This window comes from Rhodospirillales bacterium (assembly GCA_016710335.1).
GTDB lineage: Bacteria > Pseudomonadota > Alphaproteobacteria > Rhodospirillales > Defluviicoccaceae > JADJXQ01.
The window spans coordinates 248,197-260,077 of record JADJXQ010000004.1; the positions used below are offsets into that span (position 1 = coordinate 248,197).

Sequence of the window (11,881 nt, forward strand, 5' to 3'; positions counted from 1 at the left end):
ACACAAGAGGGGAAGGGACCCGCGCATGCCGACCTGTCTCATCACTGGCGCCAACAGGGGATTGGGGCTGGAGTTTGCCCGGCAGTATGCCGCCGACGGCTGGGACGTGATCGCCACTTCGCGCAGCCTGGTGTACGCGGACGACCTCAAGTCGATCGAAGGCAAGGTCGAGCTGCATGCTCTCGACGTGACCGACTTTGCGCGTGTGGAGGCTCTGGGCCAGTCCCTGCGCGATCGCCCCATCGACGTGCTGATCAACAACGCCGGCGTCCATGGCGACCCGACGGAGGCTGCCTTCGACGATCTGGATTACCGGACGTGGGCGGAGGTGATGCGGATCAACGTCATGGCGCCCTTGAAAATGAGCGCCGTGTTCGTCGAGCAAGTGGCCAAGAGCCGCCAGAAGCGCATCGCCACCCTCTCAAGCAAGATGGGCAGCATGGGCGAGAACACGTCCGGCGGGACGTACATCTATCGTTCCTCGAAAGCTGCGCTGAACGCGGTGATGAGAAGCCTGGCGCTGGATCTGAAGTCGCGCGGCATTGCCCTCGTCATCCTGCACCCCGGCTGGGTGCGGACCGACATGGGCGGCCCCCATGGCTTGCTCGATCCGCCCGAAAGTATCTCGGGGATGCGCCGGGTCATCGCCGAACTCAATGTCGAGAACACCGGCCGCTTCGTCAATTACGACGGATCCGAAGTTCCCTGGTAGGTTGACGCTGTGAAGGCAGGATCGAAACGCTGCAGGCTGCTGAATGGCTGATCCAATCGACTTCTACTTGGAGTTTTCGTCGCCCTGCGTGCGGCTGCGACCGCCCGTGCATCGTCGAAAAGTGGCTGGTCGAGGGGGGATGGTAGCGAGGCCATGACCGCATTCAAAAGCGCCATCGACACTCGCTCCGACACGTTCAAGTCCAACCGGGAGGCGATGGAGGCGCTGGTCGCGGACCTTCGCGCGCAGGTCGGCGAGATCAAGAAGGGCGGCGGCGAGCGGGCGCGGGCCAAGCATCTGGAGCGCGGCCGCCTGCTGCCCCGGGACCGCATCCGGCGCCTGCTCGACGTGGGCTCGCCGTTCCTCGAGCTGTCGCAACTGGCGGCGCACGGGATGTACGGCGGCGAAGTGCCGTCCGCCGGGATCATCACCGGCATCGGCCGGGTGGCGGCGACGGAGTGCATGATCGTCGCCAACGACCCCACGGTAAAGGGCGGCACCTACTACGGGATGACCGTCAAGAAGCACGTCCGCGCCCAGGAGATCGCCCTGGAGAACAACCTGCCCTGCATCTACCTGGTCGAGTCCGGCGGCGCCAACCTGCCGCAGCAGGACGAAGTCTTTCCCGACCGCGACCACTTCGGGCGGATTTTTTTCAACCAGGCAAACATGTCTGCGGCCCGGCTTCCGCAGGTGGCCGTCGTCCACGGCTCCTGCACCGCCGGCGGCGCCTATGTCCCGGCGATGTCGGACGAAAGCATCATCGTCAAGAACCAAGGCACCATCTTTCTCGGCGGGCCGCCGCTGGTGAAGGCCGCCACCGGCGAGGTGGTGACCGCAGAGGACCTGGGCGGCGCCGACGTGCATTCGCGCGTCTCCGGCGTCTCCGATCACTACGCCATGGACGACGGCCATGCCTTGGCCATTGCGCGGCGCGTCGTCGCCAACTTCAATCGGGTGAAGCGCCCCCGCCTGGATCTGCGCCCGGCGCGCGATCCCGCGTACGATCCGCACGAGATCTACGGCACGGTCCCCGCCGACACCCGGAAGCCCTACGACGTGCGCGACGTCATCGCCCGCATCGTCGACGGCTCCGACTTCGACGAGTTCAAGCAGCTCTACGGCACCACCCTGGTCTGCGCGTTCGCCCACATCTTCGGCTACCCGGTCGGCATCGTCGCCAACAATGGCATTCTGTTCTCCGAGTCTGCGCTCAAGGGAGCGCACTTCGTCGAGCTCTGCGGCCAGCGCGGCATTCCGCTGGTGTTCCTCCAGAACATCACCGGCTTCATGGTCGGCCGCAAGGTGGAGGCGGGCGGCATCGCCAAGGACGGCGCCAAGATGGTGATGGCGGTGGCCTGCGCCCGCGTCCCTAAATTCACCGTCCTCATCGGCGGTTCGTTCGGCGCCGGCAACTACTCCATGTGCGGCAGAGCCTACGGCCCGCGCTTCCTGTGGATGTGGCCGAACGCCCGCATCTCCGTCATGGGGGGTGAGCAGGCCGCGGGCGTGCTGGCGACGGTGAAGCGGGACGGCCTGGAGGCCCGCGGCAAGAATTGGAGCGAAGAGGACGAGGCAGCGTTTCGCAAGCCGATCCGCGATCAGTACGAGACCCAAGGCCATCCCTACTACGCCAGCGCCCGCCTCTGGGACGATGGCATCATCGATCCCGCCGAGACCCGCATGGTTCTCGGGCTCGGGATCTCGGCTGCCTTGAACGCGCCGGCCGAGCGGACGACGTTCGGCGTTTTCAGGATGTAGGCGGCGGCGAAGGAGAGCGCGGATGTCGCGTGCACGGGCTGTTATCGCGCTGGCGGGGCTGGGGCTCTCGTTGGCGTGCGTCATAGCGTCCGACGCAACGGCACAAGGTGCCGGCGATGCGTCTCCTGTGATGCTGCCCTCGCCGGCTCCGGCGACACCGCAGCCGGAGGCGGCGGCACTGAAGGATGGCCTTGCGGTGCGTTACTATTTCAACCGCTTCACCCACATCGCCGGGCTGGAGGACTGGATGCGGGCCGACGACGGCATGCCGGGAAAGCCCTTGCCCATGCTGGATTACGACATGGGCATCGGTAACGTGCTGACCTCCAGCGCATCGGACCTGGTCGGCGCCCACATCACCGGCTCGATCCATTTGGCTGACACCGGCACCTACACGTTCCGGATCATCTCCAACGACGGCGTGCGGCTCTCCATCGGCGGGGTGAAGATGCATGAGGATCCCGAAATTCACCCCGACACGGCGTCGCCGCCGCTGGTCATGCAGGTCAGCGAGGCCGGCTGGTATCCGCTGGACATCCTCTACTACGAAAAAAAGGGCACGGCGGCCCTGAAGCTGGCGTGGCAGTCGCCGGGGAGTGCCGGCTTCGAACCGGTTCCCGCGTCCGCACTCAAGCATCAACAAGCCGAATAGACGCAAAGCCATGTCGGCGGACCCGATCATCGTCGCGGTGGATGCGGAACGGACCGCCTGGCTGACCCTGAACCGGCCTGAAATCCATAACGCTTTCGACGACGCCCAGATCGTCCGCCTGACCGGCGCGCTTCGTGATCTGGGCGATGACCCCGACGTGCGGTGCGTCGCCGTCACCGCCAACGGCAAGAGCTTCTCCGCCGGCGCCGATCTCAACTGGATGGGGCGGATGGCCGAATACACGTTCGCGGAAAACGTGGCTGATGCCGAGAAGCTGGCCGAGATGTTGGAAACGCTCAATCATTTGCCGAAACCCACCGTCGCCGTGGTTCAGGGTCCGGCCTACGGCGGCGGGGTGGGTCTGGTCGCCGCCTGCGACATAGCGGTTGCGTCCCGCGATGCCGCGCGCTTCGCCCTGACCGAAGTGCGCCTCGGCCTCATCCCGGCGACCATCTCGCCCTATGTCATCGCCGCCATCGGGCAGCGCCAGGCGAGGCGCTACTTTTTGACGGGAGAGGCGTTCGACGCCGACGAGGCGCAGCGCATCGGCCTTGTTCATGTCGTGGCCCCGGCCGCCGCCCTGCTCGATGCGGCCCGCGAGGTGTTGAAGGCGCTTGCGGCCGGGGCGCCCGGGGCTCAGGCGGCGAGCAAGGATCTGGTGCGCGCCGTGGCCGGCCGACCCACCGATCCGCACATGATCCGCGATACGGCGGAGCGAATCGCAGCAGCCCGTGCCTCCCACGAGGCGCGGGAGCGCATCCGGGCGTTCCTGGAAGCGCGTCTTAGCACCGACAAGGAGCGATGATGTTCAGCGCCATCCTGGTCGCCAATCGCGGCGAGATCGCCTGCCGGATCATGCGGACCGCCCGCCGACTCGGCGTGCGCACCGTCGCCGTCTACTCGGACGCCGACGCCGATGCGATGCATGTGGCGATGGCCGACGAAGCCTATCGCCTCGGGCCGGCGGAGGCCGGGGCCAGCTACCTGTGCGTCGACGCGGTGCTCAAAGCGGCGAGCGCCGCGGGCGCCGAGGCGATCCATCCGGGCTATGGCTTTCTGTCGGAGAACGCCGCCTTCGCCGACGCGGTGCGGGAAGCCGGGCTGACATTCATCGGACCGCCGGCCGACGCCATCCGCGCCATGGGCTCCAAGAGCGCCGCCAAGGCGATCATGGAGGCGGCCGGCGTGCCGGTGGTGCCGGGCTACCACGGCTCGGACCAGAGCCCGGCGGTGCTGGCGGAGGCCGCGGCGGAGATCGGCTTTCCGGTGCTGATCAAGGCCGTCGCGGGCGGCGGCGGCAAGGGCATGCGGATCGTGGACGCGGCGGACGCCTTCCCCGACGCGGTGGGATCGGCGCGCCGTGAGGCGAGGGCGGCGTTCGGCGACGACCATGTGCTGATCGAGAAGTACCTCAAGCGGCCGCGCCACGTCGAGATGCAGGTGTTCGCGGACCGCCATGGGTCGGTCGTGCACCTGTTCGAGCGCGACTGCTCGGTGCAGCGGCGTCACCAGAAGATCATCGAGGAAGCCCCGGCGCCGGGGGTGGATGCGCGGTTGCGCGCCCGCCTCGGCGAGGCCGCGGTCGCCGCGGCCCGCGCCATCGGCTACGAAGGCGCGGGCACCATCGAGTTCCTGCTCAGCCAGGGCGGCGACTTCTATTTCATGGAGATGAACACCCGCCTCCAGGTGGAGCATCCGGTCACCGAGTTCATCACCGGCGTCGACCTGGTGGAATGGCAGCTGCGGGTGGCCGCCGGCGAGCCGCTGCCGGACGCTGCGAGCACGCTGGCGATCAGCGGACACGCCTTCGAGGCCCGCCTTTATGCAGAGGACCCCGACCGCGACTTCCTGCCGGCAACCGGAGTTCTCCGTCATCTGCGTTTCCCCGAAGAGAGCCAGCACGTTCGCATCGATACCGGCGTGCGCGAGGGCGACGAGATCGCCATCCACTACGATCCCCTGATCGCCAAGCTCATCGCCTGGGATACCGACCGTACCCGCGCGCTGAGCCGCCTGAGGACGGCGCTTGCCGGCGTGCAGGTGGTGGGAACCACCACCAACGTGGGGTTCCTGAGCGCGGTGGCTGCGCATCCGGCGTTCGCCGCCGGCGACATCCACACCGGGTTCATCGACCAGCACCGCAGCCAGCTTCTGCCGGAAGCCGCACCGGTGACGGCGCGGTTTCTCGCCCTCGCCAGCCTGCACGTGCTGCTGGGGCGCGACCGCGAAGTCCGCACTCAGGCCGCCCGTTCACGCGATCCGTATTCGCCCTGGCACTCCACTGCCGGTTGGCGCCTCAATGACGACAACTACCATGTCCTCACGTTCCGAGACGGGGAACGCGCCATCGATGTCACTGTTCACTACCGGTCGGCGGCGATCTTGCTGGAGATGCCGGGCGAAGCGGCGCCGATCAGCGCCAGCGGCGAGGTCGATGCCGACGGGAACCTGTTCGCGGATCTGGACGGGGTGCGCATGCGGGCGACGATCGTCCGGCTCGGCAACGATCTCACGATCCTGTGCGGCGGGGCGAGCCACCGCCTCAGCCTGGACGATCCGGCGCTGCGCTCGAGCCTGCAGGAGGCGGCCGCCGGCGGTCTCATGGCGCCGATGCCGGGCAAGGTGATCGCCGTCAACGCCGCGCCGGGCGACGCCGTGGCTCGCGGCGCGACCCTCATCGTGCTGGAGGCGATGAAGATGGAGCACGCCATCACGGCGCCGGCGGATGGGACCATCGCCGAAATCCGTTACCGGGTGGGCGAGCAGGTGGAGGAGGGCGCCGAACTCGTGACGTTCGTCGAGGAGGCCGCGGGCGAGGCGGCGGATGCAACCGACATCGAGGACATTCCGGTGTGGGCCCCGTGATCCAGGTCCCGTCACGTGTCAAGGTGGTCGAGGTCGGCGCCCGCGACGGGCTGCAGAACGAGCCGGAGCCGGTCCCGACCGAAGTCAAGGTAACGCTGATCGACCGCCTGACGGACGCCGGTCTGCCGGTGATCGAGGCGGGCAGCTTCGTCTCGTCGAAGTGGGTGCCGCAGATGGCCGACACGGCGGCGGTGCTGGCCGGCATCGAGCGCCGGGCGGGCACCCGCTATCCGGTCCTCGCTCCCAACATCAAAGGATTTGGGCAGGCGGTCGAGGCCGGCGCCGAAGAGGTTGCGGTGTTCGCCGCGGCTTCCGAATCGTTCTCCCAAAAAAACCTCAACTGCTCCATCGACGAGAGCCTGGACCGTTACGCCGCCGTATGCGAAGCGGCGAGGGCGGAGGGCGTCGCCGTCCGCGGCTACGTCTCATGTGTGCTCGGCTGCCCCTATGAGGGTGACATTCCTCCGGAAGCGGTCGCCCGCGTCGCTGAGCGGCTGCAGGATCTGGGCTGCTACGAAATCTCCCTCGGCGACACCATCGGCGTCGGAACGCCGCGGCAAGCCCAGAAGATGGTCGAGACGGTGGCGCAGGCAGTGCCGCCGGAGCGCCTCGCCGCTCATTTCCACGACACCTACGGCCAGGCCTTGGCCAACATCCTGGCGGTGCTGGAGTGCGGGGTGGCGGTGGTGGATTCTTCGGTCGCCGGCCTCGGCGGCTGCCCCTACGCGCGCGGCGCCACCGGCAACGTCGCAACGGAGGACGTGCTCTATATGCTGCGCGGCCTCGGCGTCGACACCGGCGTCGACCTGGACGCGGTGGCTGCGGCCGGCGCCTACATCTGTTCGGTGCTCGGCCGGAGCCCCTCATCCAAGGTCGCCAATGCCCTCGCGGCGCGCTGCACACCGTAAAGCCATGCAGCAGGCTGAGTTCTACGGCGTCTTCCCTTACCTCGTCTCGCCGATCGACGACGACGGGAGCGTCAAGGCGGATGCCCTGCAGCAACTCGTCGACCATGTCATCGCGGCGGGAGTTCACGGCGTCACGCCGCTCGGCAGCACCGGCGAATTCGCCTACCTCTCGTGGGAGCAGCGGCGGCGCGTGGTCCAGGTCACCATCGAGGCCGCCGCCGGTCGGGTTCCGGTGGTTGCGGGGGTGGCGGCGACGACCACGGCGGAAGCTTGCCGGCAGGCCCGCGTGTTCGCGGCCATGGGCGCGGACGGCATTCTCGCGGTGCTCGAGGCCTACTTCCCGATCCCCGATGACGGCGTGGTCGCCTACTTCACGGCGATTGCCGAGTCCGTCGACCTGCCGATCGTCATTTACACCAACCCCAGCTTCCAGCGCGCCGACCTGACCGTCGCGACCATCATCCGCCTGGCGGAGGTGCCCAACATCCGCTACCTGAAGGACGCCTCCACCAATACCGGGCGGCTGCTCACCATCATCGACAGGGTCGGCGACAAGCTGACGGTCTTCGCCGCGTCCTCCCACATTCCGGCGGCGGTGATGCTGATCGGCGGCGCCGGCTGGATGGCGGGCCCGGCCTGCCTGGTGCCGAAGCTGAGCGTCGAGCTTTACGACCTCTGCAAGGCGGGCGACTGGTCGGCGGCGATGGCGCTGCAGCGCCGCCTGTGGGCCGTCAATCAGGTCTTCGCCAAATACTCCCTCGCCGCGTGCGTGAAGGGCGGCCTGGAGCTGATGGGCTTTCCCGTCGGCGCCCCGTTGCCCCCGCAACCCGCCCTCACCGACGCCGGCCGCGCCGAGGTCCAGACGGTGCTGGAGTCGCTGTGGGTGTCGACCCACAGAGGATGCCACCGGATATGAAAAATTTAATCCTTAGATGGCTAGAGTTCTGTTCCATAGGTGTCGCGACCACTCTTATCAACTCTAACGCGGCAGGAAAATATTACAAAGAAATATACGATGCGCATTCGAATACAGCCATCCAAAATAGTATTCCTGCAGAATTTGAAGGCGTACCTGCGTGGATCTTTACAGTATTGTTTGCCACAGTTGCCGTGCTTTTACATCAGAAATTGTCCCGCGCTTGGTATATTTCTCCAGGCTACGTTAGCGAGGTGCAACTCTTCTGCGTCAAATATTTCAACGACAGGATCCACGAGCTTCACAAAAATAGCATCGATAAATTTGCAAAGGACCCCAAGGTTCATAAACAAACGATCATCTCAATCTTGTACGCCATCCGACGGGCCATTCAAATGTACTCGAGTTCGCAGGACATCAGGGTCACTCTGATGCTCCCGGACAAAGACCGGCAAGGTCTGAATCAGGAAACAAAACTTTACATCAGATTCTGGGCAAACAAAACGAAAGAAGCGCCTAAAACCCTTCGGCTCGGCAAGAGCTTCGCTAAGGGCGAAGGCTTTGCGGGATATGCGTGGAAAACAGGCGTGCCCCAAGTGGGCGGAAAGACTGTTGCAGGTTTGGTCCGAGAGAAGAGATTCAAGAAAATGTCGGAGGGCCATGAGAGCGTAAAATCATTCATGGCGATACCAGTTTACCATGAAGGTCCCGATGAAGACCTGAATCCCATACTTGGCATACTTTGCATTGATGCACCTGAAAGATTTGTCTTTCCAACAAGAAAAGCCAAGCTGCGAAACTTCATTAACGCTCTTAAACCATACAGCCATGCGATAGTTCTCCATATCCTTTTTCACGACAATCTCATAAAAGCCTCGCGAAAATCAGAAACGTCACCTGCTACTGCCCCGGAGTGCGGCCACGAAGGTGGAGTGTGACATCGACCTAGAATTGGAGTACACTGCAACATGCCCTTGAGGAGGTCGCCCAAATGGGTTCGTTAGATGTGCATGATCAGGAAGTACAGCAGCTGGAAGATACACCAGACGAGCGCCTCCTGATTTCCCATAAAGTATTTCCGGACTCTCGTGCCGGTAAACATGAGATCGAGTCTTATTATGCATACGCTATGAGTAGCGTTCGAGAGACTTTAGCAAATCTGGTGCGATTTCGATCTACAGAGAAAAATACTAATGCTAACAATGACGTGTTAGAAAAGTGACGATCATCGGGTTCCGCCGCAGCCTGTTCAGTACAACGACGGTCCGATGAGTAGCTAATTCGCCTACAAGGCGGCTGGGCGGCAAACTCAACGTGGACAGGCCGCTACTCCTCCGCAAGTCGGGTTTGGACCGACACCTCCGTGTGGAGGGTGCGGTGGACGGGGCACTTCTCGGCGATCTCCAGGAGCTTCTGGCGCGTCGCCGCGTCGAGGTCGCCGGCGACGGTGACCTCGCGCTCAATGTGGTCGATCCTGCCGGTTTTTGTCTCGCATTCCGCGCAGTCCTTGGCGTGGATCTTGGCGTGGCGCAGCGTCACCGAGACACGCTCCAGCGGCAGTTTCTTGTGCTCCGCGTACATGCGGATGGTCATGCTGGTGCAGGCGCCGAGGCTCGCCAGCAACAGGTCGTAAGGGGTGGGCCCCGTGTCGTCGCCACCGACCTCCGGCGGCTCGTCGGCGCCCAACTGGTGACGGCCGCGGACGGAGATGGTCTGGGCGAAGCGGCCGCGGCCGGTTTCCGTCACCGTCACCGCATCCGGCGGCGCCGCCAGCGCCGGCGGCCCGACGGACGGCTCCGCCGCCGCTTCCGGCAGGTAATGGTGCGCCCAAGCGGCGATGATGTTGGCGACATAGGCGGCGTCCTCGCGGCGGCTCAACAGGTGGTCGGCGTCGTCCAGTGAGACGAAGCTCTTCGGATGCCGCGCCTTCATGAAGATGCGGGTGGCGTTGTCGATGCCGACGATCTGATCGAGCGGCGCGTGAAAGATCAGCAGCGCCTTGTCGAGGGTGGCGATCCGCTCCTCCTGGGCGTGTCCGTCGATGTCGTCGAGGAACTGCTTCCGGATACGGAACGGCCGCCCGGCGATCTTGACCTCGGCTGCACCTTCCGCGTTGATGGCGTCGATCGCGCCCGTCAGCAGATGGCGCACGTGGCCGGGATCGGCGGGAGCGCCGATGGTGCAGACGGCCGTCGCTTCCGGCACCTCCCCCGCCGCCGCCAGCATCGCTGCGCCGCCGAGGCTGTGGCCGATGAGGATCTTCGGCGCCGCCGCTTGGGCACGCAGCCATGCCACCGCCGCCAGCAAGTCGCCGATGTTGGAGGTGAAGTTGGTGTTGGCGAACTCGCCCTCGCTTGCCCCGAGGCCGGTGAAATCGAAGCGCAGCACGCCGATGCCGTGGCGGGTCAGCCCCTCGGCAACACGGCTCGCGGCGAAAACGTCCTTGCCGCACGTGAAGCAGTGCGCGAACAGCGCGTAGGCCCGCGGCGCGACATCCGGCAGGTCGAGGCGCGCCGCCAGGCGGCTTTCGCCGTCGGCGCCGACGAAGGTGATGCGTTCGCTCCGCTTGCCGCTCATGGCGTTTGAGCCTCCTGCCCTTGGTGTCGTGCCCACTCTACCACATCCGTCACCGGCGGTGAGTGGCGTTCGCCGGCGATCGGCGTTATGAACAGGCGGCGGACGTGACGGTGCAGGGAGCACGGCAATGGCGTCACAAGACCCGGACGAACAGCAGCGCTTGAAGGCGCTTCAGCAGCGCTGGGACAAGAACTTCGGCCCGCCGATTTCGCGGCGCCGGCAGATCCTGTCGGCGCTCGCCATCATCGGCGGGATTATCGGCCTGATCGTGCTCGCGTTCCTCAGCGTTCCGAAGTAGCGGCGGCTTCGAGATCCCTGATCAGGCCAGCACCGTCTCCACCAGACGCGCCCAGTAGCTGGCGCCGATCGGCAATATCACGTCGTTGAAGTCGTAGCGCGGGCTGTGCAGAACACGCCCGCCCTCGGCCGGACCATTACCCAGCCAGATGTAGCACCCTGGCGTCCGTTCCAACATGTAGGCGAAGTCTTCGGCGCCCATGCTCGGCATCGGATCCGGATCGACCTCGCTGGCACCGACCACCGCTGCTGCTGCCGCCCGCGCCTGCTCGACCGCCGCCGGGTGGTTCACCGTCGCGGGATAGCCGCGGTGATAGCGCACTTCCGCGTCCGCGCCGTGGGCGCGGGCGACCGCCGTGATCAGGCGACGGACGGAGGTCTCCAGATGGTCGCGCACCTCCGCCCGCAGCGCCCGCGCGGTGCCGGCGATGACCGCGGTGTCGGGGATCACGTTCGAGATTGCGCCGGCATGGAAGCAGGCCACCGAGACGACGGCGGCGTCGAGCGGGTGGACGGTGCGGCTGGTGATGGTCTGCAAGGCGCCGACGATGGCAGCGGCGGCGACGATCGGGTCGATCACCGTGTGCGGCATCGCCGCGTGGCCGCCGCGGCCGATGATCGTCGCTTCGAACGAATCAGCGGCGGCCATGAACGGCCCGGCGCGGACGGCGAAGCGGCCGGTATCCAGACCCGGCCAGTTGTGCATCCCGTAGACCGCCTCGACCGGATGCGCAGAAAACAGGCCCTGCTCGACCATGACCCGGCCGCCGGCCTCGTTCTCCTCCGCCGGCTGGAAGATGAAATGCACGGTGCCGCGGAAGCGCCGCGACAGGGCGAGGTAGCGGGCGGCGCCGAGCAACATTGCTGTGTGGCCGTCGTGGCCGCATGCGTGCATCCGGCCGTCGCATGTGGACCGGTGCGGAGCATCGCCGGCCTCGTGGATCGGCAGCGCGTCCATGTCGGCGCGGAGCGCTATCGCCGGCCCATCGCCGTTGCTGAGCGTGCCGACGATGCCGGTGGTCGCCCAACCGCGCTCGACCGCGACGCCAAACTCTGCCAGCCGCGCAGCGACGAAATCCGAAGTTCCATGCTCCTCGAACGCCAGTTCCGGATGGGCATGAATATGCCGGCGCCACGCCCGCATCTCGCCGTGGCGCTGCTCGATGTCGTCGATTACCGGCATCAAGGGGTCC

At 65.9% G+C, this 11,881-nt stretch carries 11 protein-coding genes; 9 read left to right on the forward strand and 2 right to left on the reverse strand.

The genetic code is table 11. The features are described from left to right. Positions 1-25 precede the first annotated feature (25 nt). The 8 genes from IPM60_08840 to IPM60_08875 all read left to right on the forward strand — a co-directional run bounded on the left by IPM60_08840 (position 26) and on the right by IPM60_08875 (position 8,752). On the forward strand, positions 26-712 hold the full coding sequence (locus IPM60_08840; GenBank protein MBK8907998.1) for an SDR family oxidoreductase: 687 nt from the start codon (positions 26-28) through the stop codon (positions 710-712). Positions 713-865: 153 nt separating this feature from the next. Next, positions 866-2,473: a methylcrotonoyl-CoA carboxylase gene (locus IPM60_08845; protein MBK8907999.1), complete on the forward strand. Its 1,608-nt coding sequence runs from the start codon at positions 866-868 to the stop codon at positions 2,471-2,473. A gap of 22 nt (positions 2,474-2,495) precedes the next feature. Continuing rightward, entirely contained in the window at positions 2,496-3,125 is a 630-nt protein-coding gene (locus tag IPM60_08850; protein MBK8908000.1) for a hypothetical protein, read from the forward strand. A gap of 10 nt (positions 3,126-3,135) precedes the next feature. Next, positions 3,136-3,930 (forward strand): enoyl-CoA hydratase/isomerase family protein, encoded by a 795-nt coding sequence (locus IPM60_08855; protein MBK8908001.1) that lies wholly within the window; start codon positions 3,136-3,138, stop codon positions 3,928-3,930. Further along, the gene (locus IPM60_08860) at positions 3,930-5,990 is read left to right on the forward strand and encodes an ATP-grasp domain-containing protein (GenBank protein MBK8908002.1); all 2,061 of its coding nucleotides are present in this window, start codon (positions 3,930-3,932) and stop codon (positions 5,988-5,990) included. The genes IPM60_08855 and IPM60_08860 overlap by 1 nt, the downstream gene beginning before the upstream one ends. After that, positions 5,990-6,898, forward strand: coding sequence for a hydroxymethylglutaryl-CoA lyase (locus IPM60_08865; GenBank protein MBK8908003.1), 909 nt, complete (start codon positions 5,990-5,992; stop codon positions 6,896-6,898). Before IPM60_08860 ends, IPM60_08865 begins: the two co-directional genes overlap by 1 nt. A 4-nt stretch (positions 6,899-6,902) precedes the next feature. Next, positions 6,903-7,814, forward strand: coding sequence for a dihydrodipicolinate synthase family protein (locus tag IPM60_08870; protein ID MBK8908004.1), 912 nt, complete (start codon positions 6,903-6,905; stop codon positions 7,812-7,814). Continuing rightward, positions 7,811-8,752 carry a GAF domain-containing protein gene (locus IPM60_08875; protein MBK8908005.1) on the forward strand — a complete coding sequence of 314 codons (942 nt, stop codon included), beginning with the start codon at positions 7,811-7,813 and terminating at the stop codon, positions 8,750-8,752. Before IPM60_08870 ends, IPM60_08875 begins: the two co-directional genes overlap by 4 nt. Positions 8,753-9,140: 388 nt before the next feature. Here the strand turns inward: IPM60_08875 and IPM60_08880 are convergent, their stop codons facing one another. Further along, positions 9,141-10,391 (reverse strand): OsmC family protein, encoded by a 1,251-nt coding sequence (locus IPM60_08880; protein ID MBK8908006.1) that lies wholly within the window; start codon positions 10,389-10,391, stop codon positions 9,141-9,143. Positions 10,392-10,518: 127 nt separating this feature from the next. Here IPM60_08880 and IPM60_08885 point away from each other — a divergent pair, with 127 nt between their 5' ends. Then, entirely contained in the window at positions 10,519-10,689 is a 171-nt protein-coding gene (locus IPM60_08885; GenBank protein ID MBK8908007.1) for a hypothetical protein, read from the forward strand. A gap of 21 nt (positions 10,690-10,710) precedes the next feature. Here IPM60_08885 and IPM60_08890 read toward each other — a convergent pair whose 3' ends face one another. Further along, entirely contained in the window at positions 10,711-11,871 is a 1,161-nt protein-coding gene (locus tag IPM60_08890) for an amidohydrolase (GenBank protein MBK8908008.1), read from the reverse strand. Between the last annotated feature and the right edge of the window lie 10 nt (positions 11,872-11,881).

Bases quoted from the DNA above. Each gene is read 5' to 3' on its own strand.
- IPM60_08840 (MBK8907998.1), top strand. From the start codon at position 26: ATGCCGACCTGTCTCATCACTGGCGCCAACAGGGGATTGGGGCTGGAG.
- IPM60_08845 (MBK8907999.1), top strand. From the start codon at position 866: ATGACCGCATTCAAAAGCGCCATCGACACTCGCTCCGACACGTTCAAG.
- IPM60_08850 (MBK8908000.1), top strand. From the start codon at position 2,496: ATGTCGCGTGCACGGGCTGTTATCGCGCTGGCGGGGCTGGGGCTCTCG.
- IPM60_08855 (MBK8908001.1), top strand. From the start codon at position 3,136: ATGTCGGCGGACCCGATCATCGTCGCGGTGGATGCGGAACGGACCGCC.
- IPM60_08860 (MBK8908002.1), top strand. From the start codon at position 3,930: ATGTTCAGCGCCATCCTGGTCGCCAATCGCGGCGAGATCGCCTGCCGG.
- IPM60_08870 (MBK8908004.1), top strand. From the start codon at position 6,903: ATGCAGCAGGCTGAGTTCTACGGCGTCTTCCCTTACCTCGTCTCGCCG.
- IPM60_08875 (MBK8908005.1), top strand. From the start codon at position 7,811: ATGAAAAATTTAATCCTTAGATGGCTAGAGTTCTGTTCCATAGGTGTC.
- IPM60_08880 (MBK8908006.1), bottom strand. From the start codon at position 10,391: ATGAGCGGCAAGCGGAGCGAACGCATCACCTTCGTCGGCGCCGACGGC.
- IPM60_08885 (MBK8908007.1), top strand. From the start codon at position 10,519: ATGGCGTCACAAGACCCGGACGAACAGCAGCGCTTGAAGGCGCTTCAG.
- IPM60_08890 (MBK8908008.1), bottom strand. From the start codon at position 11,871: ATGCCGGTAATCGACGACATCGAGCAGCGCCACGGCGAGATGCGGGCG.